Below are 21,996 nucleotides of genomic sequence, written 5' to 3'. Positions count from 1 at the left end.
GTGGGTGGTCGCCATACAAGCGTTCACGGATCTGAACAGCCGCCTGGCCATAGGCCGACCCTCCACCTCTGCTTTTTCAAACGCAGCCAACAGGGGGATTTCTGCCTGCATCACATCGACCCAAAACCATCCAAGAGTTGGCTCGCATCCTGAGCAAACTGTTGTTGACGACGATCCACCTTCACCAATAACGCGGTATGCATGGTGCCGATCTGCCGCAGCATTGAGGAGAGTTCAACCGTGAACTCGACGGCACCTGCAGAGACATTGTTGAGTTCATCTTCATCGCTTCTGGCTTGCCCCTCCGTGATGATCACGTAGGCATGGCGCTTGGCTTTCGCTGCAGCCTCGGCTGGAACTCCCTCAAACGGGAGAATTCCTCGGGCGGAGTAGGCGGTTGCGGAACGGTTGCGATCCGCGTCAACAACACACACCGATATGCCCTGTTAAGCCCATACAGAGGCCAGATGATGACTGCTGCAGGTTTTTGCCACACCTCCCTTTTGGCCAAAAAAAGTCAACAACAGAATTCGGTCAAATGCGCGGAATGATCGCGTCGTTAGGAAAGAACTCCTCAAACACACAAATGCGGTCGGCCCAACGCGCCTCCACTTCCAAGCGCATTAAGCGGTTTCGCACCCACATCAATGTGTCCACATCAATGGGCTTATGAAGCTTGTGTTGCTGTGCCTTCACCCAATCATCTTTGCTCTGAGAGCTTTTCATGACATCTAAAACAGTGTGCCTACACGGTACGAACGGAGGCTTAAGGCGCTAGCAGCTTCACACTAAGTAAGCATCGAAGAACACTTGATTGCGTGCGAACTGTTCACCATGACAACAAGTTAATGGAAGCTTTGAGTCCAGAACAAACCTTCAGAGCTTGAACCGCCAGATCGGTAGCCGATCCATCATTCCGTCACTCCAAGCAGCGACAAGATGAAATCAATTCCTGAAACGCTGAGATGACGCAAACCACTGCCTACCCCACTCTGTTGCAGGCCATCACCAAGGCGGCTCAAAAAACGCCGCAACTCAAACCTCGCCCGGTGCATACACCGCCAAACGGGCGCGGAAGCAATTGAATGAAAACCGCTGGAATGCATCCAAGCGGGTTTATTCAGGCCTGGGCTAAACAAAATTGCAGCTGTGTAACAGCGCGAACGACACGTGGGTTGATATCGCCTCTATAAAGGTTGTGTAGCAACAGCTACGCAACTACGTTCACCCCGCCTTAGGCGAGGCGCAGTTCGATTCAGGCCATGGAACGGGGACCTGAGCTTGCTTCGAGGAACCCATCATGACCCTGACCTATCGCGGCCAGAAGTACACCAAGAACAACGCAGCTGCTTCCAGCAACCAGCGTTCTGTTCTCGTTTATCGCGGTCAGAAAGTCGCTCGCTGACAACAGCACAAAACGCTCGATCAAGTCCCGCTTAGGCGGGGCTTTTTTTATGGCTGTTTCGTCGTGGGATCAGGCTGCTTGGCTTTCCAACGTTCAAACCAAACCGCCACACCCAAGGAGATACCGATAGCGATGCCTGCACCGATGCAGACGACCCCAAATTCCACTGGCATGCAATCACCCCAACTTGATCTCAATCATCGGACAAGACCGCTCAGAAGTCGCGATCCATCGCTAAGCATTGGTTTCTTCAAGGCGTGCTGGAACGATGTTCCTAATTCATAATTCGCACGAACAAGCCAATCTCCTTGCATCAGCACTGGTGCAAGTCCACAGAGTTGAAGGCCACTGGTACACGTCTTTTCAACAGGACCTTGCCCACACCCTTTTCCTGAAGCTGCTTGACGCTGAGATTGACTTCTCCGGCCATCCCGGAATTGAGGTTGAAACGTTGGCAGAGACGTTGACGCAAGCATCGGAGCGCCAAGAGCTGTTGGAACTGCTGATCGCCTTCGAAATGCTTTGCAATCCGATCCCGGAGACGTTGAGTAGGGACATTGATCATTGGGCCAACGCACTGAACATCAACAGCGAGATCCTGAACCTCGCCAGGGAATTGGCACACAACGCCATCACCCAGGCAACAACAGATTTTTACCGCTGCAACTGGATCGGAGAAGGCGATGATCAAAGCGATCCTGTCTTTCAGGATCTCTTGAAAAAATACGGTGATCATGCCTATGGCGTATGTGTCACGGCTGATCCTGATGAGTTTGCACGCTGGGACAACCTCAAAAACTGTTCCCAGGGCAGCCTTGGACGCAGTCTCTGGGAGTTTTACCAATCAAGAGGATTCAAACTTCCCGGTGAACTCGGTGCCGGTAACGCAGCACTCGCGCATCACGACTGGATCCATCTGATTGCTGGGTATGACACCACCCCCATCGGAGAATTGGAAGTCACAGCATTCATGGCTTCCTCAAGCCGCTCAGAGGGAGCAACCCTTGGCTTTATAGGAGCAATCAGCATCTTGGAAACTGGGTTGCTGCATAGCTTCTACGGCGCCGACAAATTTGGGAGAGCGCTCTCAGCCGACGATGGAATTGAGCGTATCGCTCAGGCAATCAGCAGAGGCAAAGCCTGCAATGTCGACCCGCTCATCGACCTTGACTATTTCAAGTATGCAGACACACCACTAACAAACATCCAAAAGGCCTGGTGGAGCTGAGTTAGTTCACCAAGCGTTGATACGCTTCATTAACACGGCGAAAAGCCTCTGCCGAACCGCCAAGGTCGGGATGGTGCTGTTTCACCAATTTTCGGTGAGCCTGCTTGATCTCGGTGAGTGACGCGTTGGCGTCCAACCCGAGGACATCTAAAGCTGCAATCCGTGGATCACGGGGATGTCCAAAGTCCACACGATCTGTTCGCCTTTGATCACTTCGCGTGCGACGTCCCTGCCGCTTAGAGCTGAATTGTTCCTGGTGCTGACGCAGCTGTTCAACCACCCGTCGTGGATCCTCATCGAGCCACTCGCTGGCCCGAACGCCGAACATCGCAAACGCCGCCAAGACTGCCGTTGTTTGTTTGCTCGCCTTGGATCCAACCGCTACCCGAAGATCAGTGCCTAAACCAGGCACCAGACGATCGAGTCGCTGTTCAAGGGTCAGATGAGAGGGAAAACTGCTGCGGTTGAGCTGATCAATCAAAGACTCCAAGCCGCGCTGACGCAGGACACTCCATCCCGGCTGCTGTGCAAGGGACTGCCCCCAAGCCTGCACCTGGTGGCTGCTGATGCGCGGCGGAGCTTGGGCCGATGGCTCGCTCCAAGAGCGGTGGGAAGTCGTTTCGGTTCGGAAGCGTTGGCGTTGCTGCCGCTGCAGTCGGTCCAACTCACGGTTGAGCCGCAAGACCTCACGTCGAAGGGCATCGTTCTCCGCCAGCAACGCCTCAACATTGCTGGTAACCCGTTGTTCAGAACGTCCGCCAGACCAGTGACGCGGATCAAAACCCAAAGCGTTTCTCCCGTCTCACCACGGCAACAGCTCACCATTGGCATGCCAGAAGCTGCCGCTGTTGGCCATGGTCAAGGCATCAATCCGTGCCAACAGACCCTCCACCGCCTGCTCCGGGTGAATACCGCTTGGATTGAACTGGATCATCCGAGTACGCACCAATCCAGGATGCAAAATTGCAACGGCGATGCCGAGTGGCTCCAGATCGATCGCCAATGATTTTCCGGCCATATTGAGGGCCACCTTCGACATCCGATAGCCATAGGAACCTCCAGATGTGTTGTCATCGATGGAGCCCATACGGCTGGTCATCAACACCAACTTGGCACCACGGGGCATCTGATTCAGCAAAGCCCGGGCGAGCAGCAGAGGAGCAAGGGCATTCACCTCAAACTGCCGAAGGATTCCCGTGGGATCCAGATCGGCCAACCGCATCGACTGCAGGATTCCGGCATTGAGGATGACGCCATCAAGCGGCAAGCCCGTCAAGCGGTGCACCAGATCATCGATGCATTGGCTGTCACTCAGTTCAAGGCCCGCTTCAACACGCACCCCTAGATGCTCCAATTCATCACTGCTTTGACGGCAGACCGCCACCACCTCCTCGCCCCGGGCCTTGAGCTGACGGCAGTATTCCAACCCGATCCCACGGTTCGCGCCGGTGACCAGGAACGTCGACATGGGGAAATTTCAGCCACCGCCATCCTGCCGGCTCTTCCATCGATCCACCGAAGAGATCAAACGATTCGATTAATCGGATAGATCACCATCAACGCCGTACTGATGCAAACACTGCTTCACCGTTAGGACCGAAACTGTGCCGCCGGTCTCCGCATTGACGAGCAAATACGGGCAGCCTCGAAGAACACAGCGACGTCGTGCGTCGATGTAGGCCTCAAAAGAGTGAGCATGGGAACACTCCTCCACCCAACCTTCTCTACTGAGATAGCGCGTGAGAATCATGGCCAAAGTCCTCGAGGCCACTGGTTATGGCTCAGGACATCCCCCATCCCAAGAAGTGACCTGAAGTCTTCGGGATCACAGCGGCACTGAAGACACCAAATCAAAGCCATTCAAAAGGATTCAGCCGATCCCTGCACAACGGTGACCACCTGATTCCAGGTGGCATGAACCACGCGATAGGTCTTCAAGGTGGCACGTGATTTGGTACGGGCATTCACAAAGGCTTTGAACTCCGTTTTGAAGCAGATCTCCTGAATCCATTGCCCCCCTGAATCAAGCCTCTCGATGCAATACATCAGACAAATGTCGTTAAAAACATCACAACCGCAAAACTTTTGCTGAGCACAGAATCAAAAGGTGTAGTTCGGGATTGGGGCAAGAAAAAGCCCCCGCGGTTAACGGAGGCTCAGGTGGTGTGAGGAGTCGACGTTTTTTTTACAAAGGCCGACACTGTTTTCATAGCCTGATTTCACCGCGGCAGCACCACCAGCCACAAAGCTTTATCGGCTCAAAAATAAAGAAGACTGTCGCGACAGCGCTGGAGGGCCTCACGAACAGCGATCAGCGCAGCTTCATTAGGTCGTTGCAGTCCGGCAGGCACAACAACCAAATCATCTGGATCCAACCGGACCCTTGCCGAGAACCAGGTGCCATGCCCTGGCATAGATGCACGGCAGATCGGCTCCTGCATGTCATCCAAACGGCGCTCGATCAACCAACCGTCCACACGGTCTAAGGGCTGGAACGCCGTTGCCCCAAAGGCAACAGGCGAAATCAGGATCAGCAGCAACACACGCACTGGCTGCATCACAACGCTGGGGCGGCGGAAGCACACCCATCGTCACAGAGAACACCGGTTCGGCAGGGCCATTGCGTTAGAAGGGCGGCGTCGAGAAATCGTCGATGCCGTTATTTCGCTGTGAGGGATGCTCGATGCGCATCGAACGATCGATGGAGGCCTACTGGCGCAACAAGGGGAAATTGCTGTGCTCCTCATGCCTAGACCGCCAGGACATGCCTCTAAAAACGACCGAGGACGGCCACAAGGATGGATCTTCCGGATTCCGTGACAACAGCAACAAAAGCTGACGCCATCTGTGGAAATGATGGCTGGGAAATTCTTTCCCGAACCATGGGCTTCCTCGCCGTCGCCGGATGCATGCTCCTGGCCACAGCCATGTCTGCTGCACTCACCACCAAACCCTCAAAAGCCTGAGCGATCTGTACGCAACTCACAAACATCAAAGAAACCGGGCATGGCCCGGTTTCTTTTTTGGCTCGACGCTGATGTGCAGATCAATCACAACGGAGGCATCACGGCACTCCTATAGCCATGGCTCTTTTCTTTCACCAAAGAGATTTAGAAGTGCAAAACAAGCGTGCAAGGGGAACCCGCGTGGCTGTAGATCCTTGATCCAACGAAGGATTTCCATGGCGAACATCAGTCGCATCTGCGCCACCTCCAAGGGCACAACAATTGATGCCATCGGCCAGGGCCGTTATCGCGTCTGCAATCGTCAGGAGGTGTGCTCAGAAGTAGAAGGCCTTTGGCAGGCCTATGAGACCCTGCGGCGCCAAGAACAATCCTTAGGTTGATCCACGCAATCAAGAATAGGTATCAACACTTACAGCGCCACTTTGTTCAGTACGTAACACTTAGTGCACCCCGGTGAGGGGTAATGCGTCGACTCCGGGAGGGCTTAGGGAACCCTCCTTTTTCATGCGTGGTCTTCAGAGGTTCAGGCTTCCTGCGCTGTCATCGCCGAACTCCAAATACAGACACCGGGCGTCTTCAGCCCGCCCGCAATCAATCAGGTGTTGAACCCGTTCACGCCACCATTGCGACACACCAGAACTCAACTCTTTGTTGGGCAGACCTCCGAAAGATTCACTCACAGCAATCATTCTTGTTGAACAACGCTAAGGAAGGTGATTGATGCACCGATTCGGGTTGTTACCTGCTGTTAGCAGCTGTTGTTACTCAACCGAATCGTTCTGCACAACCAGCCACACCAATCATTTGTAGCGGTTCACACTCCGAAGAGCATCAAAGCCGCACACAGTGAAATTGCGGATGAAACCTAGGGTTCCGATCTCCACACAGGGATGCCTGGTCCAAGAGGTTTCCACCGGCTTTGCCGGTTGCACGGAGGGATAAAAGCCCGGGAGACCGCCCTAACGCACACTCCCTTGTTTGATGCCATCCCCATCGGACCCCTCGGGGGCCTTCCAGCGTTCGCATCCCAGCGAAGGCATCCAGGCACTCGAAAAAGAACGCAAACTTCCACTCACCGGCTGGCAGCAAGAAGTTGACCAGGCCAAACGCTTCGGGCTCGAAGCAGCCGAAAGCATTGTTGACCGCAACATCTCCACCTTCTCCAGAGGTGAGCTGCCGCATTTCGCCGGCATCAACACCTTTATGAAGGCGCCCTACTTGGAAGACGTGAACCAAGTGGGCAACTACGACGTCGCCATCGTTGGCGTTCCCCACGACTGCGGCACCACCTACCGGCCCGGAACGCGCTTCGGCCCTCAAGGCATTCGACGAATTTCAGCGCTTTACACCCCTTACAACTACGAAATGGGGGTGGACCTGCGCGAACAAATCACCCTCTGCGATGTGGGTGACATCTTCACGATCCCGGCGAACAACGAAAAGAGCTTCGACCAGATCTCCAAAGGCATCGCCCACGTGTTTTCAAGCGGCGCCTTCCCGATCATCCTCGGTGGCGACCACTCGATCGGTTTCCCCACGGTGCGTGGGGTCTGCCGTCATCTCGGCGACAAAAAAGTGGGGATCATCCATTTCGATCGCCACGTCGACACCCAGGAGATCGACCTGGACGAGCGGATGCACACCTGCCCGTGGTTCCATGCCACAAACATGGCCAATGCGCCGGCAGAAAATCTGGTGCAGCTGGGCATTGGTGGCTGGCAAGTGCCTCGGGAAGGAGTCAAGGTCTGTAGGGAGCGGAGCACCAATGTGCTCACGGTGACCGACATCACCGAAATGGGGCTGGAAGCCGCAGCCCAGTACGCCATTGAGCGAGCCACTGATGGCACGGACTGCGTTTACATCTCCTTCGACATTGACTGCATCGATGCCGGCTTCGTGCCGGGAACTGGCTGGCCCGAGCCGGGTGGACTGATGCCGCGGGAAGCCCTCAAGCTGCTCGAGCTGATCGTGCGAAACGTTCCCGTCTGCGGTCTGGAAATTGTTGAGGTATCACCGCCTTACGACATCAGTGACATGACCTCCCTGATGGCTACCCGTGTGATTTGCGACACCATGGCTCACCTTGTGGTGAGCGGTCAGTTGCCCCGCAAAGAGAAGCCGGATTGGATCAGCGATACCTGCAACATGAACGTTGATCAGAAGTGGAGATAGGCCATGCATGAAGTCGACATGACCAAGTGCCTGCTGATCTCCCTGAATGAATGGCGAAACCGTCGCGAGGACACCTCTGCGATGGTCGAAACCGTTCACCTCGATGTTGGGCGATTCACCTGCGTTGAACCCGATCAGCTGGTGACCACCTACAACGCTGCAGTGCAAGGAACCTGGCTGGATGGATCCCGGCTCACGATCACGGAAATCCCCTTTGTGGGCCGCTGCTTGATCTGCAATGACACCTACGACCCCGTGCCCGAAAACGCCTACCGCTCTCCCTGCTGCGATCACCCGCTAGAGGAGATCGTCAGCGGTAGGGAATTACGCATCCGCAGCATCGATTACCGCAGCGATGCCGCTGCTGCCCTTGAGTCCGTTCCAATCCAGCGTCAGCGCTGAAACCAATACCCCCTTTTTTGCCATGCATATGCCTCTTGAGGACACCCTCGGCCTCAACCTGCTTGCAGCCAACACCCATCAGGCCGAACACAACAACGAGCATTTCCAGAGCTGGGATCTGCTTTGCCTCAACCTGATGAGCAGCCCGGGCGCCGGCAAAACCGCCTTGCTCGAGCGTTCCCTTCCAGCTTTGGCTCGCGAACTCAGCATGGCCGTGCTGGAAGGCGACATGACCACCCAACTGGATGCCGACCGCTTGGAAGCCGTTGGCATCCCGGTCGTCCCCATCACCACAGGCAGAGCCTGCCACCTTGATGCGGCAATGGTGAGTGGTGGCCTGAAGTTGCTGCAACAGCGGCTGGATCCTTCCGCGCTGGATTTGCTGCTCGTGGAGAACGTGGGCAACCTGGTCTGCCCGGCGGAATTTGACGTTGGGGAACACAACAAAGTGGCGTTGCTGAGCGTTACCGAGGGCGACGACAAGCCGCTCAAGTACCCCCTGATGTTCCGCAACGCGGATGTGGTGCTGATCACCAAGGTGGATCTTCTGCCCCACCTGCCTGTGGATGTTGCGGCAATCCGCCGCAACATCCACAGCATCAACCCCAACGCCACGGTGATTGAGGTCTCCGCCCTCACAGGCGAAGGCCTGGATGCCTGGCACATCTGGGTGCGGCAAGCCCTCGCCAGCCGGACCGCAACAGCCCCTGCTCTGGCCACCGCCTGAGCACATCAATCCAACGTCTTGTTCCTCACGCCCATGCCATGACCAAACAACTACGCAACCTTCTCTTCGCCGGCCTTGCAATCATGCTGGCCGTCGCCTGCTCCAAACCCTCTACCCCGACGGTGGGCGGCACACCGATCGTTTTGGGATACAGCAACTGGGCCGGATGGTGGCCGTGGGCCATTGCCGTAGAGGAAAAGCTGTTCGAAAAGAACGGCGTGAATGTGGAGATGAAGTGGTTCGACGGCTATGTGCAATCGATGGAAACCTTCGCCGCAGGCAAGATCGACGGCAACTCCCAAACCTTGAACGACACCATTTCCTTCCTACCGGGTGAGAACGGCGGTGAAGTGGTGGTTCTGGTGAATGACAATTCTGCTGGCAATGACCAGATCATCGCCGACGCCTCCATCACATCCATCGCCGATCTCAAAGGTAAGACCGTTGCTGTTGAGGAAGGCGTCGTGGACGACTACCTCCTCAGCCTTGCCCTCAAGGATGCTGGCCTTAGCCGCGACGACGTGGTGATCAAAGGCATGCCCACCGATCAGGCAGCCACTGCCTTCGCGGCCGGTCAGGTGGATGCCGTTGGGGCCTTCCCTCCTTACACCGGCACCGCGATGCAGCGTGAAGGCGCTCAGGTGATCGCCAGCTCTAAGGAATACCCCGGTGCAATTCCTGATCTGCTCACCGTCAGCGGTGATCTGATCAAGGACCGTCCCGATGATGTGCAGAAGATCGTGAAGACCTGGTGGGACGTTCGCGAGTTCATGGAGAAGAACCCCGAAAAATCCGAGGCGATCATGGCCAAGCGTGCCGGCATTCCCACCGAGGAATACGAGCAGTACAAGGACGGCACCCGCTTCTTCTCCATCGAGGAGAACCTCGAGGCCTTCAGCGATGGTGAGGGTATGAAGTTCATGCCATTCGCCGCTGACTCGATGGCCGACTTCATGGTTTCAGTGGGCTTCATCCCTGAGAAACCAGACATGAGCAAGCTGTTTGACGACAGCTTCATCAAGAAGGTCGCCGCCTCCTGATGACTGCCACGGCCGCCGCTGCCAGCAAGGGGAGAAGCACTGGTCTTCTCTCCCTCCTCACCCTTGGTGCCATGCCATCCAAGGCAGTGCGTGGCGGTCTGCAGGTGGCATCACTGCTGGTGCCCCTCCTGCTCTGGACCGCCATCGCCTCCCTTGGCCTGGTGGATGAAAAGTTCCTGCCCTCACCGCAGGCAGTGTTCCGCTCCCTGGCCTCCATGGCCGAGAGCGGAATCCTTTTTCAAGACATCGTCGCCAGCACCGGCCGTGTGTTCGGAGGATTTCTTTTGGCCACACTTCTGGCGGTACCGATCGGCATCTGCATGGGGGTGTACCCGGCGATCTGCGCCATCTGCGAGCCGCTGATCGCCATGCTGCGTTACATGCCTGCAGCGGCCTTCATCCCTCTGCTGATCATCTACCTGGGCATCGGCGAGGAGCCGAAAATCGCTCTGATTTTTCTCGGCACCATTTACTTCAACATCCTGATGGTGATGGATGCGGTGAAGTTCGTTCCGAAGGAACTCATTGAAACCACCCTCACCCTGGGTGGTCGCAGTCGGCAGGTGCTGGTGCAAGTCGTTGCCCGCTACAGCCTGCCCAGCATCATCGACACATTGCGAATCAACATCGCAACCTCCTGGAACCTCGTTGTGGTGGCTGAGCTAGTGGCCGCGGAAGTGGGCCTCGGCAAACGCATACAGCTCGCTCAGCGCTTTTTCCGTACCGATCAGATTTTCGCCGAGTTGATCGTCCTTGGCTTGATCGGCTTCGCCATCGACATGGGATTCCGGCTGTTGCTGCGTCTCAGCTGCAAATGGGCGGTGTGAGCCATGGAACTGATCGTTAACAACCTCAGCAAGCGTTTCGGGGAGAAATTGATCCTTGATCACTTGTCGTTCTCCATGCAATCCGGAGACTTCATGGCCCTGGTGGGCAGCTCTGGGTCTGGGAAGAGCACGATTCTGCGGCTGATCGCTGGTCTGGATCACCCGAGTAGCGGCAACATCGCTGTCGATGGCACACCCGTATCCGGCCCTGGGCCAGACAGGGGCATGGTGTTTCAGAAATACAGCCTCTATCCCTGGCTGAACGCCGCTGAGAACGTTGCCTTCGGGATGCGACTCCAGCGGATGAAAGCAGCAGAGATCAAGGAGCGAACCGCCTATTTCCTCGAAGTGGTTGGGCTCAGTGACGCCGCCACAAAATTGCCGCGCGAACTGTCGGGGGGAATGCAGCAGCGGGTAGCCATCGCGCGGGCCCTCGCCACCAACCCCAGCATCCTGCTGCTGGACGAACCCTTCGGTGCTCTGGATTTACAGATCCGTGAATCGATGCAGGACTTCCTTCTCAAGCTCTGGCAACGAACAGGTTTGACAGTTCTGCTGATTACCCACGACGTGGAAGAAGCTTTGGTGTTGGCCCAGCGCGTTCATGTGCTTGCCCCCAATCCAGGGCGAATCATCCGCTCCCTCGATGTTGATCTCGATAAAACCGATTTTGATCAGCTGCGCCTAAGCAGCGACTTCCTCTCAATGCGTCGGACCCTCTCCGCCACGATGCGAGAGCTGGAGCCGGCACTGTCCTGAGTGAAACCGTGTTGAATCAGCCGTTCCTTCCAGCATCGCTGTACCGCGGCGTCGCGATGCACCAATGGGACAGCCACACCTACGCCAACTATTACTGGCATCCAGTTGCAGGTATCGGCTACCTCCATCCAGGAGAGGTACTGGAAGTCACCATCCTGGATCAGCCACTTCTGCTCACTTGGCCTAAAGGTGAACAGCCCCGTGCTTTTCGCAACCGATGTCCCCATCGCGGTGTTGCATTCCGGCCAGGGGCCGAAACAGGGCAGCCCTGTCGGCGCCTAATCTGCCCTTATCACGGCTGGACCTACAACCTGCGCGGGGAACTGCTGGCGGCGGCACGAGAAGCAGAATTTGAGCAGAACTTTGACCGGCAGGAATGGGGGTTGCAAGAGCTTGCCTGCCGCATTGATGGCCCACTGATCTGGATCGCTTTGAGCGACCAGGCCCTAACGCTCGAGGAGCAGCTGCAGCTGATTCATACCGAAGCCGGAGGCGCCTGGAACTCTGCATCCGATCTGTTGCGGCAGAGCCGAAGCAACCTGGCCTGCAATTGGAAGATCGCCAACGACAACACACTTGACGACTACCACGTCGCCATTGCCCATCCGACAACGCTGCACCGCGAACAAGGGCCAGTGCGGGATTATCGCCATCGCTTCAGCCGCCACAACAACCTTCTGGAAACTCCTCACCCAGACGGTGGACGCTTCCTTACCTTCGGGCTGCCGCCATGGAGCCATCTTCTGGTCTGGCCAGACGGACGGTTGGCGTTTCTGGAATTTATGCCCGATCGAGCCGATCGCTGCACGATGCAATTGCGCTTGTTCGCAACCAGCGACGCCATGGATTCAGCCTCAGCCGACGCTTGGCTGAGGGAAATGCTCACCTTTCTGGAAGAAGACAAGGCTTTGGTTGAATCAGCACAGCAGGGATATCAAGACGATTTCAAGCCAGGGCCACCGCATCGGCTGGAACGAAGGATCCTGCACTGGCAGGGTCTCTACCGAGAACGGTTGGGATCAGCAGGAATCAGCATTGTGGATCGCAGCCAGGAGGCCATCTCTGCATTGAGGAGCTGAACATCCGCAAGAGGTTCAGCTGTGAATGGATGAAGCGGCATATAGCCATCGGGGCCGAACTCTGGCGTCATCGTGATCGGCTGTTCGGGCCTTGCGCTCTTATCAAGGAACAACTGCCAACAGCGGCGATGACTCTCGAGGGCCTCGGCCCATTCCGGTGCGAAAGGGTGGCTGACTGAGGGCCCCTGAGCATGGCCGATGCGGGCATGGATGTGATCAACCCGAGCGGCCATCGCTTGAATGGGGGGCAGCTCAGGCGACATCATCCGTTCCGATACCGCACACCAGTGACTCAGATCCGCTGTGAGCCGAAGGCGTGGATGGCGGGCCAGCCAGGCCGGCATGCGCCAGGGGTCGAACAGAGAACGACTGCGATGCGTCTCGAGCGTCACCGGAATGGAACAGGAATCGATCTGATCCAGAACGCTGTCAAGAAAGCGATGCTGCTCGACCTCATCCCAGCTGTCGCTGCCGGTGATCAGAGTGATCTTGAGAGGGGCCAGCCCCATGGCCCGCTCCAAGCCGCGCTGAATTTGATCAAGATGCTGTGATGGAGAGCCATTGAGATCGGGGGTGTAATCCCCCCCGGTAACAATTTCAAGAATCAGATGCTGTTTTGCATCCGAGACGCAGCGTCGGATCGCTTCTGGATTAAGGGCCTCGAGACAGGGGTGGTCGAGATTGACTTCTAAGCCATCAAACCGATCGCTTTCCGCCGATGAACATGCCTGTTCCAGGGACGCCGTCCAGCCCCACAGTGTTTTGAACAGCAGCAACCTTGAGCTGCTCAATGGATCTCTGTAAACACCTGCGGCTGGATACCGAGATAAACCGCTTCGCGGAAGAGAGCCCGCTTGGCCTTGGCATCACGGTTCTGTTCTGCCAACCGGAAGCGCTCACGCAAGGATGCGATCAACGAGGTCTGACGTGGGTTGCCCGGAGCGCCGGGAACAGAGCTGGTCACCACCAGAGCACGATTTCGGCCTCAGTATGAAGGGGCATCACCCAAAGGTGTTGCCATTCCACCCCCAACAGCTCGCCTGCACATCTTCAAAACCGATGTACACCCGGTTGGAAGGGATTCCTGTGCGTGCCTGGATCAGTTCACAGAACGCAGCTGTCATCGCTGGTGGACGAAGGGCACCGATCGATTTCACCTCCACGTAGGCACAGGGCTCGTGGCTGCCGGCGAAGGTCATCGGCACGCCTGTCTCCAGGAGCGTCATCACGTAGGCCTCCGGCTTGCCCGTCTGGTTGGCCAACTCGTAGGAAAGCTCCTGCAGCAAAGCCGATCCATCCTTCAGCGCCGGCAGCGATGTGCGCACGTTGATGAGGGGCATTGCGGCAAGAAAGCTAGACAAAGCTTGGCACTCTCCAACAGCCAGTGCCAAGCATGACTAGCGATCAACCTCAAACATTTCCAAAAGGAAAGATCATCAATCTGAACAGCGTGCCTCAAAAGAAAGCTCGTAAGTTCACTAACAAAGTGATCAGTGCCATGATCCTTCTTCATATCTTTGGTCTGGGAGATGTTCTGCGACGTTTTGAACTCGAGCAGATCACAGGTCTGAAATTGATGGGCTTTAGGCCACTCAGCCTCGACGAGTTGATGCATTGGTCACAACACATTGCCGATCAACAAAACTGGGATGTTGATTCGATTCGGCAAGATGTCATAAGCATTTGGCTTGATCAAGCGGAAGACATCACCTGCTGGAGACAGCGACTGGATCGGGCGCCGGCCGAAGTGGAACTGCTGGCAGGCATTGGCGATCAGAACACATGGAGAGATCATTGGGAAGGCATGCTGCGCCAAACACCGCGTGCCGGCTGGCAATAACGAGCAAATTCAATGACAATCTGCCCACCGATCAGCGGCCGCGAACAGGACGTTGCGGCCTTGATGCTGAAGCCACGTCAGGCCTGGTCAACCAGCCCGATCAAGTTTGAGCAACTTCGTTCGGGATTTGCCTGTGCTCTGCACATGCACCAACCGACGGTGCCAGCGGGAGCGGGCAACACATTGATTTCCCATCTTCAGTACATGCTGGATCACCCCAACGAAGGTGATAACCACAACGCTGAACCCTTCGCGCATTGCTACCGCCGTCTTGCCGAGCTCCTGCCAGAACTGATCAACGAGGGCTGCGCCCCAAGAATCATGCTCGACTATTCCGGCAATCTGCTGTGGGGAATCGAACAGATGGGGCGTCGCGATATCGGCGACGCACTTCATTACTTGGCCTGTGATCCCCTGATGCAGGAGCACGTGGAATGGCTTGGAACGTTTTGGAGTCATGCCGTTGCCCCATCAACACCGATCCCAGACCTGAAACTGCAGATCAGCGCCTGGCAACAGCAGTTCGAGGCCTGTTTCGGCAGAGCAGCATTGGAACGCGTCAAGGGATTTTCCCCACCGGAGATGGCACTACCGAACCATCCCGACACCTTGTTCGAATTTGTCAAAGCCCTGAAAGATGCCGGATATCAGTGGCTTTTGGTCCAGGAGCACAGCGTCGAGCGCATCGACGGCAGCCCACTGCAGCGCGACCAGTGCTTTGTTCCCAATCGGCTTGTTGCCAGGAACAGCAAAGGCGAGGAAACCTGCATCACGGCGCTCATCAAGACCCAGGGCTCAGACACCAAGCTGGTGGGGCAAATGCAGCCTTATTACGAGGCGCTGGGCTGCGACCGCCAACAGCTCGGCGAGGTCGATGTGCCATCGCTCGTCAGCCAGATTGCCGATGGAGAAAACGGGGGCGTGATGATGAATGAATTCCCTGAGGCGTTCCGTCAGGCCAATCGCCAAATCCGTGACAACCCCAATGGCACCGTTGCCATCAACGGCAGTGAATACATCGAAGCCCTTGAGCGGAGCGGGGTGAATCCCAGCCACTTCCCGACCATTCAGGCTGTTCAGCAACACCGCCTCTGGAGAGAGGCCGGGGACAACGCCACTGCAGACGGTATTCAGAGCGCGATCAACAGGCTGAGTGCCGCCGATGCCGGCTTCAACATGGAGGGTGCGTCTTGGACCAACAACCTCAGCTGGGTGGAGGGTTACGCCAATGTGCTGGGCCCCATGAATCAACTGAGTGCTCAGTTTCATGCGCTGTTTGATCAGACAGTCGACAGAGACTCCTCGATCACCTGCACGCAGGCCTATCAAGAGTCGCTACTCCATGTACTGCTGCTGGAAACCAGCTGTTTTCGGTACTGGGGGCAAGGCGCTTGGACCGATTACGCCCACGAGATCCATCGCCGCGGAAACGAACGCCTCAGTCAGGAGGATTGTTCCAAGCTGTGCAGCTAAGCGGCCAAAGCCGTGAACCAAAAACTGAGAAACGCTTTACAGAGCGTTACATGCGTGTAACGTGGACGCAGTAGCAGGTCAAGCCATGGGCGACTACACGACGGCGATCATCGCCATGGTTGGCATTGGTGTTGTGCTCACCGGAGCTGTCGTGTTCGCCTTGATGCAACCCAGCGACCTCCCCCCTATCGACGAGAACCGCAACTAATCATGGGGATCGCGACTGAGCTTTTGATGGCTATTACTGAAATCGGGATCGCACTTTTGGTCGCGATGTCTCTTCCTGTCGCCGAGTCACCGAACTGATACTCAGGCGACACCTTTCAAGCGAAACTCAAGGTAAATCGAGGCTGCATCCCTCTCTCGATCAAGTTCGACTAAATCGCTGCATCTTGATTGCATCCAGCCATCTGTCTCTCCCCAGATTTCAAGCCGATAACGTCGTTCGAGATTTTGTCCGGATCCTTCCATTGCTTCACTACGAGCTTCCCTAAAACGTAGTGAATTGATGATGACATTGTTTTGGATGTCAACGTTTACCCACCGAGGTGTTTCAGAGTTGATGCCCAGGAGCCAAAGAACTCGGCACGTTGAGTAAGTCTTGTTCAAGATCACGCAGCAGAAGCGCCAGCCCCACCCCCATCAGTGCGAGAGCAGCACCTCGCTCCTGATCGCCAGCAGCCTCAACAGATCGAGCGAGCTCAAGATGTTGCGACCAGGAAAAGTGCATGAAAACCATCAATCAATCCCATCCTGAGAAATAACCAGACGAGACAGACCAAAAAGCGACAACAGGCAATGCTCTGTCATCAAAACCATGTATGCAGCAGAACACATCCGACCTGAAACGTACCTGTTGTTACGACGACGCAGGAGCAGACCGATAATTTGAGCCCAACTTGCCGACGTCACCATGGAGCCCATTGCTCTGACACTTGGCCAACAGTTCGACTTGGAACAGCGGACTCGAGACATCAGCACGATCACAGATGTCAAAGAGCTTCAGGAGATGAGCAAAGACCTGCTCTTGGCATGGCAGAAGGAGATCGCACGCTCACGGGCGGCAGCCAGCTCACAACGCAAATAACGTTTGATTAAAGTTGTCGCACTTCTTGGGTGAGCTGTGAACCTAAGTCTGACTCAGCAATTCGAAGCTGAATCGATCAAGCGATCCATCGATGACACCAATGACCTGGAAACGTTGAAAACCCTTGCCAGAGAACTTGCTGATCTTTACGTGCGACAGAGAGCAGCAACAGCATGGGTGATTGCTGAGCGTTAGCCGCTACACCTTGCTGTCTTTGCGCCAGCGTCGTTCCAAGCGCTGACGGGCTTCATCAACAGTTTGTTGATTGAAATGGGCAGCTTTCTTGCGGTAAGGACGCGTTATCGACCAAAACTTGACGGCAGAAGCAAACGCCACAACCAACCAGGCCAGCACAATCCAGCTTGGATTCGACATCGTCTCCCACGCATCATCACCATGATGGCGAAGCTGGTGCCCATCAGCTCTGTCGGACCTCCAACCAGCACAAACGTGGATCCTGAAGCTCGTCAACTCGTGATCAGCCAGCTTGTGGTGATTGCAATGCCGGTAGGAACCCTGTTCGGGGTCTGGCTTTGGATGCTCAACTGGAGCGGTCGTTCCCGCAGAGACCAGTGACCTTTCTTGCCGGCCTACTGGCTCCAATCCTGATGTTGTTCCATCTCGTCGGCCCCGTTCCTGCCGATTTGGGAGTCAGCAACGGTGAGCTCCGTGCTTGCAAGACGACCGCTCACTGCGCAAGGGAAGTCTGGACGAGCTCCGATCCAACCGCAGATTTCAACAAGCTGAACACGCTGGTTCGGCAGAGGCCCCGAATGGTTGTCGTCAACGAGAGGGAGGCCTACTTCCATGCGGAGGCAAGCAGCGCATTCTTCGGCTTCATTGACGACCTAGAAGTATTCGCAGACGAGGACAAGAGCCAGATTCAGGCACGCTCCGAGTCTCGGATTGGTGACTCTGACCTTGGTGTGAATACCGCAAGGATTTCGGAGCTGCGGTCGGCCCTAGAGCGCTGAAGGATCCTCACACTTTGGCTCGACGCATATTGCGCACATCCAAGATCAACTCCTTAATCCCCGCCACGAATCCGACAGCAGCTATCACCACAATGCCTGCGACTAGCACAGTTTCCAAAAGCGCGCGAGGGTCAAACCAATCAGACACGGCATGAACCAATGATCTGAACTCGTATTAGCCAGAGCCCGATAAAATGCCACGACGTGGCGCGATCGAACAACACAAAACGTCAGACATGCACGACATCATCTGCCCCAACTGCAACACAGCCTTCAAGGTGGATGAAGCCGGCTATGCCGACATCCTGAAACAGGTCAGAGATAGAGACTTTGAACAACAACTGAATAAACGACTTGCACTGGCGGAACAGGACAAGCGCAATGCCATCGAATTGGCCATTGCCAAAAAAGACACAGAAATGCAGACGCTTGAAGCCCAACTTAAGCAAAATGCGATGCATCAAGAATTAGCGATTAAAGATGCTGTCAATAAAGCCGAGAAGCAACGAGATCGCATCGCCGCCGAACTACAGCAAATGCGTGAACAACAGGCGACACAGCAACGCCTCGCAGAGACCAAATTCGCCAAAGAGATGCAGGCGGTGACGCTTCAGAAAGATAGTGAGCTTCGTGATTTGCAGTCACAGCTGAATGCCGGTTCGATGCAACAGCAGCTAGCAGTGAATGAAGCGGTGAGCACGGTTGAAAAGCAACGAGATGCTCTCCAAAGCGCTTTAAACGAAACAGAGCTGAAGCATCAACTGGAATCACAATCGCTCAAGGAACGCTATGAAACCCAGCTCAGTGACCGAGATCAAGCCATAGAACGACTGCGCGACATGAAAGCGCGACTCTCCACCAAAATGGTGGGAGAAACCCTTGAACAGCACTGCGAAACCGAATTCAACCGCATTCGTGCTGCTGCTTTCCCGAAGGCCTACTTCGAAAAAGACAACGATGCGCGCAGTGGTAGCAAAGGCGATTATATCTTCCGCGACCAAGACGAACTCAACAATGAAATCATCTCAATTATGTTTGAGATGAAAAACGAAGCCGACACAACAGCCACCAAGAAGAAAAACGAGGATTTTCTCAAAGAGCTCGATAAAGATAGAAATGAAAAGAACTGCGAGTATGCAGTTCTTGTATCGCTCCTCGAGCCCGAAAATGAGTTGTATAATTCAGGAATTGTTGATGTTTCTCATCGCTATACAAAAACCTACATCATTCGGCCACAGTTTTTTATTCCATTTATTACATTGCTGCGCAATGCTGCCCTGAAATCGCTTGAGTACAAGGCAGAGCTTGCTCTTGTAAAAGCTCAGAATATTGATGTAACTAACTTCGAGAACGATCTCGAAACCTTCAAAACGGCATTCTCACGAAACTACGACCTTGCCTCGAGACGCTTCCAAACCGCGATTGATGAAATCGATAAATCCATTGATCATCTCCAAAAAACCAAGGATGCGCTGATGGGAGCTGATCGAAATCTTCGCCTCGCCAATGACAAAGCGCAGGATGTCACCGTTAAAAAGTTGACCCGCAGAAATCCAACGATGGAAGCCAAGTTTGCCGATTTAGAAAATTCAGCTGACCAACAATCCGCCTAAACGATGCCTTCCAGCCCACGCGACCGCATTGGCGAGGTTTACGGCAAGCTCACTGTCGTGCGCGCTTCCGAACGTCGAACCAAAGCAGGGAACGTTTACTGGTGGTGCCGCTGCAGCTGTGGAGCGGAGCGAGAGGTACCCAGCGACAAATTGTCGCTCAACACAGCGCGTCGCAAACCCACCGTGAACGCTTGCGAGCGTTGTGCGAGAGAACTCCAGATTGAAGGGGTTTATCGCAAAAACGATCGTGAGGAAAAAGAACGCCGCGAAGCAGCTGTTGAGGCCAGATCGAAATTGGCAGGACAAGTTCCCGAGCGCTGGCTGAAGCTGCCCCTCACTGATGCTCATGCTCGAGAGCAAGGGAAAAAACTCTTTTTTCGCGGAACCACCTGCCTTCGTGGACACTTGGCGCCTTATCGCATCAACGGCGGCTGCTTGGCTTGTTCTGGTCAGACGCCATCTGCGGCAAATTCGCCATCAACCAGGCCCACAGGGTCATAATTGCGGCACCGAATGCCAATAATGCTAGGAGTTTGGATTCCATTAAAGAAAGTCGAAATCGTCTTCAGAGTCACCAGAAAATGCATTCATAACGAGTGCAGAAAAAGGGACAAATACGGCTGCAAGCACAAGTATTTCCACGGGCTTTAGAGAGGTCGACTCAACATAACTGGGTTTACTTTACAAAAAGTCATCAGCGCTACCGTTCCGCTGGGGTGAGTTCAAATACTCAATTATCTGCCGTCATAGGCATTTCACTCTGTTGTCAGCCGTGAGGGCCGAATCAGACTGAGCTAAGTCGCAAGACGAAGATGCCAAAGATGCTTAGAGCCGCCTCGGAAAGAATCCGCAGCCTGCTGAAGCCGCCGGTTCAACAGAGCATTTCCGAAGACCGGCTCCGCAATGATCGGCAGAGCTACTTCGCCATGACCCGAGCCCTGATCGATGCCCAGCTCGAATGGCGTGATCCTGAACTCACCTCACGCTTGTGGCAAGAGGTGGTCGACCGTGACATGGATCGTGGTCGCATCCTTCAACTCCTCTTCAGCGGTGAGGCACCCCATGACGACGAAGCTCTACAAAGGTCTGACATGGCCTATCTCCAGCTGATCGATCCCAAAGATCCCTGAAGGAGCCTTCCTTCAAATCTCAAACACGGTCCCCAGAAGCATGGCGGGATGGGTGGACTCTCCTGCTGTGCTGCGTTCGAGTTGAACCGCCATGACGCAATGGGCAAGGAATCGAACTGCCGATAGAACAGCCAGGCCAATGCACAGGGGGCAGTGCGTGATGCTCAAGACGAAGACCTGCTGAAGGTGATGGACCTATCCCAAAGCAGAAGCGTGGAAGCGCCACCATCTCTTCAACAAGCGTCACGCAAAAGGATGCAGGCAGCAAAGCAGTCCATAGGTCTTAAAGCCGAAGCGGGGCATCAGACCGTTGAGCCACTGCTGAATTGCTGAGCGCGTTTCGAGCTGACTCGCCAAGGCTTGTCACGCCTGGCAGGGGGGGGATGGCTGTTAAAGTCGATGTTTATTGCTCTCTTTCGGGGAACGGATGAGTCAGGTCACAGTCGGCGAGAACGAAGGTATTGAATCCGCGTTGCGTCGCTTCAAACGCTCCGTCGCCAAAGCCGGCATCTTTTCTGATCTGCGTCGGATCCGTCACCACGAAACCCCCGTTGAGAAGTACAAGCGCAAGCTGAAGCAACGCTCCCGCAACCGCCGCCGCTGATCCGGCAATCTCGATTAGACAAAACGGGCCCCAGGGCCCGTTTTTTATGAGCCATCAATTGCCCCTAACAGACACCGCCGAGGGAATCGGTTTCACCAGAAACGTCCAAGGCTTGTGTACTGCTTGAACCGCACGTCTCCTATGGGCGGAATGTCACGGTACGTCTCTGTTTTCGCCAGACTTAATCAACGCTTTAGACCGACAAAAACCACCCGATGGTGTTGTTCAACCCATTTTGTCCCATCAGTGCAGCAAAAATTGCCGGCCTGAAGTCCACCATCGTCTTGCTGTTGGTGTTGCTGATGAAGTCAAAACTGCTTCGAATCAAAATGTCTCTTCTGGGCTCTTTTCTGGGATTCGCCATGTTGGTGGGCTTCCTGTTGAGCGCTGGAGTTTTGACAGTGATCAGCGGCGGAGCCATTGCCTACGCCGCCATCCAGAACCGGAGCAACTGAGTCATGCGTAATCGTCTTCCCTTCTTCAGTGGTCTTGCTCTGGCAACACTCGGTGTTTCAGGCCTGGCCGGTGGAGGTCTGCTTTGGAATTTTCAGGGTCGCACTTTGGGGCTCGGCAGCACCGTGACATCGTTGGTGTTTTTGGGGATCAGCTTTGTATTGCTGAGGCCTGAACCGAGAGTCCTACCCGTTGCAGCCAGCGAAGACACGCAGCC

36 protein-coding genes and 1 riboswitch are annotated in these 21,996 nt (G+C 55.3%); of the genes, 22 read left to right on the top strand and 14 right to left on the bottom strand.

Features of this window, described 5'->3' with window-relative positions; all coding sequences use genetic code 11:
• Positions 1-110 precede the first annotated feature (110 nt).
• Both NCN06_RS08545 and NCN06_RS08540 read right to left on the bottom strand, forming a co-directional pair.
• Entirely contained in the window at positions 111-434 is a 324-nt protein-coding gene (locus tag NCN06_RS08545; RefSeq protein ID WP_226398499.1) for a hypothetical protein, read from the bottom strand.
• Positions 435-534: 100 nt separating this feature from the next.
• Complete coding sequence (locus tag NCN06_RS08540; RefSeq protein ID WP_115023448.1) at positions 535-726, bottom strand: hypothetical protein; 192 nt, start codon at positions 724-726, stop codon at positions 535-537.
• A 574-nt stretch (positions 727-1,300) separates the two neighbouring features.
• Here NCN06_RS08540 and NCN06_RS08535 point away from each other — a divergent pair.
• Positions 1,301-1,405, top strand: a complete 105-nt coding sequence (locus tag NCN06_RS08535; RefSeq protein ID WP_115023449.1) for a DUF4278 domain-containing protein — start codon at positions 1,301-1,303, stop codon at positions 1,403-1,405.
• A 268-nt stretch (positions 1,406-1,673) separates the two neighbouring features.
• Positions 1,674-2,633, top strand: coding sequence for a hypothetical protein (locus NCN06_RS08530; protein ID WP_226398498.1), 960 nt, complete (start codon positions 1,674-1,676; stop codon positions 2,631-2,633).
• Position 2,634: 1 nt separating this feature from the next.
• On the opposite strand, the gene NCN06_RS08525 is transcribed toward NCN06_RS08530, so the two are convergent.
• The 5 genes from NCN06_RS08525 to NCN06_RS08505 form a co-directional block, all read right to left on the bottom strand.
• Positions 2,635-3,420: a J domain-containing protein gene (locus NCN06_RS08525; RefSeq protein ID WP_226398497.1), complete on the bottom strand. Its 786-nt coding sequence runs from the start codon at positions 3,418-3,420 to the stop codon at positions 2,635-2,637.
• Positions 3,421-3,435: 15 nt separating this feature from the next.
• Positions 3,436-4,101 carry an SDR family oxidoreductase gene (locus tag NCN06_RS08520; RefSeq protein WP_115023455.1) on the bottom strand — a complete coding sequence of 222 codons (666 nt, stop codon included), beginning with the start codon at positions 4,099-4,101 and terminating at the stop codon, positions 3,436-3,438.
• 69 nt (positions 4,102-4,170) lie between these two features.
• On the bottom strand, positions 4,171-4,383 hold the full coding sequence (locus tag NCN06_RS08515) for a hypothetical protein (protein WP_226398496.1): 213 nt from the start codon (positions 4,381-4,383) through the stop codon (positions 4,171-4,173).
• 110 nt (positions 4,384-4,493) lie between these two features.
• The gene (locus NCN06_RS08510) at positions 4,494-4,679 is read right to left on the bottom strand and encodes a hypothetical protein (RefSeq protein WP_115023459.1); all 186 of its coding nucleotides are present in this window, start codon (positions 4,677-4,679) and stop codon (positions 4,494-4,496) included.
• Between the two features lie 212 nt (positions 4,680-4,891).
• Positions 4,892-5,191, bottom strand: a complete 300-nt coding sequence (locus tag NCN06_RS08505; RefSeq protein WP_226398495.1) for a hypothetical protein — start codon at positions 5,189-5,191, stop codon at positions 4,892-4,894.
• A 240-nt stretch (positions 5,192-5,431) separates the two neighbouring features.
• Here NCN06_RS08505 and NCN06_RS08500 point away from each other — a divergent pair, with 240 nt between their 5' ends.
• Together NCN06_RS08500 and NCN06_RS08495 are read left to right on the top strand one after the other, a co-directional pair.
• On the top strand, positions 5,432-5,599 hold the full coding sequence (locus NCN06_RS08500; protein ID WP_226398494.1) for a hypothetical protein: 168 nt from the start codon (positions 5,432-5,434) through the stop codon (positions 5,597-5,599).
• Positions 5,600-5,814: 215 nt separating this feature from the next.
• Complete coding sequence (locus tag NCN06_RS08495) at positions 5,815-5,979, top strand: hypothetical protein (RefSeq protein ID WP_166016636.1); 165 nt, start codon at positions 5,815-5,817, stop codon at positions 5,977-5,979.
• A gap of 135 nt (positions 5,980-6,114) precedes the next feature.
• Here the strand turns inward: NCN06_RS08495 and NCN06_RS08490 are convergent, their stop codons facing one another.
• Positions 6,115-6,279: a hypothetical protein gene (locus NCN06_RS08490; RefSeq protein WP_226398493.1), complete on the bottom strand. Its 165-nt coding sequence runs from the start codon at positions 6,277-6,279 to the stop codon at positions 6,115-6,117.
• A 174-nt stretch (positions 6,280-6,453) separates the two neighbouring features.
• Positions 6,454-6,554, top strand: a riboswitch (guanidine-I (ykkC/yxkD leader).
• Positions 6,555-6,580: 26 nt separating this feature from the next.
• Between NCN06_RS08490 and speB the strand changes: the two genes are divergently transcribed.
• Genes speB through NCN06_RS08455 form a run of 7 tightly spaced genes read left to right on the top strand, consistent with a single transcriptional unit; the run spans position 6,581 to position 12,605 of the window.
• Positions 6,581-7,771, top strand: a complete 1,191-nt coding sequence (gene speB, locus NCN06_RS08485; RefSeq protein WP_226398492.1) for an agmatinase — start codon at positions 6,581-6,583, stop codon at positions 7,769-7,771.
• A gap of 3 nt (positions 7,772-7,774) precedes the next feature.
• On the top strand, positions 7,775-8,173 hold the full coding sequence (locus tag NCN06_RS08480) for a hydrogenase maturation nickel metallochaperone HypA/HybF (RefSeq protein WP_226398491.1): 399 nt from the start codon (positions 7,775-7,777) through the stop codon (positions 8,171-8,173).
• 22 nt (positions 8,174-8,195) lie between these two features.
• Positions 8,196-8,900: a hydrogenase nickel incorporation protein HypB gene (hypB, locus tag NCN06_RS08475; protein WP_166016919.1), complete on the top strand. Its 705-nt coding sequence runs from the start codon at positions 8,196-8,198 to the stop codon at positions 8,898-8,900.
• 38 nt (positions 8,901-8,938) lie between these two features.
• Entirely contained in the window at positions 8,939-9,940 is a 1,002-nt protein-coding gene (locus NCN06_RS08470; protein WP_166016639.1) for an ABC transporter substrate-binding protein, read from the top strand.
• Positions 9,940-10,767, top strand: a complete 828-nt coding sequence (locus tag NCN06_RS08465) for an ABC transporter permease (protein ID WP_166016640.1) — start codon at positions 9,940-9,942, stop codon at positions 10,765-10,767. Before NCN06_RS08470 ends, NCN06_RS08465 begins: the two co-directional genes overlap by 1 nt.
• A 3-nt stretch (positions 10,768-10,770) precedes the next feature.
• Positions 10,771-11,526: an ABC transporter ATP-binding protein gene (locus NCN06_RS08460; RefSeq protein ID WP_226398490.1), complete on the top strand. Its 756-nt coding sequence runs from the start codon at positions 10,771-10,773 to the stop codon at positions 11,524-11,526.
• Between the two features lie 8 nt (positions 11,527-11,534).
• Positions 11,535-12,605: an aromatic ring-hydroxylating oxygenase subunit alpha gene (locus NCN06_RS08455; RefSeq protein ID WP_226398489.1), complete on the top strand. Its 1,071-nt coding sequence runs from the start codon at positions 11,535-11,537 to the stop codon at positions 12,603-12,605.
• On the opposite strand, the gene NCN06_RS08450 is transcribed toward NCN06_RS08455, so the two are convergent.
• Genes NCN06_RS08450 through NCN06_RS08440 form a run of 3 tightly spaced genes read right to left on the bottom strand, consistent with a single transcriptional unit; the run spans position 12,527 to position 13,945 of the window.
• Positions 12,527-13,396 (bottom strand): IolE/MocC family protein, encoded by an 870-nt coding sequence (locus tag NCN06_RS08450; protein WP_226398488.1) that lies wholly within the window; start codon positions 13,394-13,396, stop codon positions 12,527-12,529. The genes NCN06_RS08455 and NCN06_RS08450 overlap by 79 nt on opposite strands.
• Positions 13,393-13,569, bottom strand: a complete 177-nt coding sequence (locus NCN06_RS08445; protein WP_226423300.1) for a hypothetical protein — start codon at positions 13,567-13,569, stop codon at positions 13,393-13,395. Before NCN06_RS08445 ends, NCN06_RS08450 begins: the two co-directional genes overlap by 4 nt.
• A gap of 37 nt (positions 13,570-13,606) precedes the next feature.
• Complete coding sequence (locus tag NCN06_RS08440) at positions 13,607-13,945, bottom strand: phenylpyruvate tautomerase MIF-related protein (protein WP_226398487.1); 339 nt, start codon at positions 13,943-13,945, stop codon at positions 13,607-13,609.
• Positions 13,946-14,103: 158 nt separating this feature from the next.
• Between NCN06_RS08440 and NCN06_RS08435 the strand changes: the two genes are divergently transcribed.
• The 3 genes from NCN06_RS08435 to NCN06_RS12790 all read left to right on the top strand — a co-directional run bounded on the left by NCN06_RS08435 (position 14,104) and on the right by NCN06_RS12790 (position 16,126).
• Entirely contained in the window at positions 14,104-14,445 is a 342-nt protein-coding gene (locus tag NCN06_RS08435; RefSeq protein WP_166016645.1) for a hypothetical protein, read from the top strand.
• 12 nt (positions 14,446-14,457) lie between these two features.
• Entirely contained in the window at positions 14,458-15,918 is a 1,461-nt protein-coding gene (locus NCN06_RS08430) for a polysaccharide deacetylase family protein (protein ID WP_226398485.1), read from the top strand.
• 85 nt (positions 15,919-16,003) lie between these two features.
• Positions 16,004-16,126, top strand: a complete 123-nt coding sequence (locus NCN06_RS12790) for a hypothetical protein (RefSeq protein ID WP_255617391.1) — start codon at positions 16,004-16,006, stop codon at positions 16,124-16,126.
• A gap of 345 nt (positions 16,127-16,471) precedes the next feature.
• Here NCN06_RS12790 and NCN06_RS08425 read toward each other — a convergent pair whose 3' ends face one another.
• On the bottom strand, positions 16,472-16,648 hold the full coding sequence (locus NCN06_RS08425) for a hypothetical protein (protein WP_170952120.1): 177 nt from the start codon (positions 16,646-16,648) through the stop codon (positions 16,472-16,474).
• A 183-nt stretch (positions 16,649-16,831) separates the two neighbouring features.
• Here NCN06_RS08425 and NCN06_RS08420 point away from each other — a divergent pair, with 183 nt between their 5' ends.
• The gene (locus NCN06_RS08420) at positions 16,832-17,005 is read left to right on the top strand and encodes a hypothetical protein (protein ID WP_226398484.1); all 174 of its coding nucleotides are present in this window, start codon (positions 16,832-16,834) and stop codon (positions 17,003-17,005) included.
• A 198-nt stretch (positions 17,006-17,203) separates the two neighbouring features.
• On the opposite strand, the gene NCN06_RS08415 is transcribed toward NCN06_RS08420, so the two are convergent.
• Positions 17,204-17,380, bottom strand: a complete 177-nt coding sequence (locus tag NCN06_RS08415) for a DUF8681 family protein (protein ID WP_226398483.1) — start codon at positions 17,378-17,380, stop codon at positions 17,204-17,206.
• Positions 17,381-17,416: 36 nt separating this feature from the next.
• Here NCN06_RS08415 and NCN06_RS08410 point away from each other — a divergent pair, with 36 nt between their 5' ends.
• From NCN06_RS08410 to NCN06_RS08390, 5 genes are all read left to right on the top strand, one after another.
• Entirely contained in the window at positions 17,417-17,581 is a 165-nt protein-coding gene (locus tag NCN06_RS08410) for a hypothetical protein (protein ID WP_226423303.1), read from the top strand.
• Positions 17,578-17,979 (top strand): DUF1499 domain-containing protein, encoded by a 402-nt coding sequence (locus NCN06_RS08405; RefSeq protein WP_226398482.1) that lies wholly within the window; start codon positions 17,578-17,580, stop codon positions 17,977-17,979. The genes NCN06_RS08410 and NCN06_RS08405 overlap by 4 nt, the downstream gene beginning before the upstream one ends.
• 236 nt (positions 17,980-18,215) lie before the next feature.
• Positions 18,216-19,592 carry a DUF2130 domain-containing protein gene (locus tag NCN06_RS08400; protein ID WP_250398858.1) on the top strand — a complete coding sequence of 459 codons (1,377 nt, stop codon included), beginning with the start codon at positions 18,216-18,218 and terminating at the stop codon, positions 19,590-19,592.
• Between the two features lie 3 nt (positions 19,593-19,595).
• Positions 19,596-20,093 carry an early protein (E6) gene (locus NCN06_RS08395; RefSeq protein ID WP_226398481.1) on the top strand — a complete coding sequence of 166 codons (498 nt, stop codon included), beginning with the start codon at positions 19,596-19,598 and terminating at the stop codon, positions 20,091-20,093.
• 311 nt (positions 20,094-20,404) lie between these two features.
• Positions 20,405-20,722 carry a hypothetical protein gene (locus NCN06_RS08390; protein WP_115023476.1) on the top strand — a complete coding sequence of 106 codons (318 nt, stop codon included), beginning with the start codon at positions 20,405-20,407 and terminating at the stop codon, positions 20,720-20,722.
• Between the two features lie 12 nt (positions 20,723-20,734).
• On the opposite strand, the gene NCN06_RS08385 is transcribed toward NCN06_RS08390, so the two are convergent.
• The gene (locus tag NCN06_RS08385; protein WP_166016653.1) at positions 20,735-20,890 is read right to left on the bottom strand and encodes a hypothetical protein; all 156 of its coding nucleotides are present in this window, start codon (positions 20,888-20,890) and stop codon (positions 20,735-20,737) included.
• Between the two features lie 259 nt (positions 20,891-21,149).
• Here NCN06_RS08385 and rpsU point away from each other — a divergent pair, with 259 nt between their 5' ends.
• Positions 21,150-21,326 (top strand): 30S ribosomal protein S21, encoded by a 177-nt coding sequence (rpsU, locus tag NCN06_RS08380; protein WP_009790002.1) that lies wholly within the window; start codon positions 21,150-21,152, stop codon positions 21,324-21,326.
• A gap of 215 nt (positions 21,327-21,541) precedes the next feature.
• Positions 21,542-21,781: a hypothetical protein gene (locus tag NCN06_RS08375; RefSeq protein ID WP_226398479.1), complete on the top strand. Its 240-nt coding sequence runs from the start codon at positions 21,542-21,544 to the stop codon at positions 21,779-21,781.
• Positions 21,782-21,996 lie beyond the last annotated feature (215 nt).

This window comes from Synechococcus sp. MU1648 (assembly GCF_023630615.1).
Classification (GTDB): Bacteria; Cyanobacteriota; Cyanobacteriia; order PCC-6307; family Cyanobiaceae; genus Parasynechococcus.
Note: the sequence above shows the minus strand (reverse complement) of the source record. Positions and strands in the feature narration are given on the sequence as shown.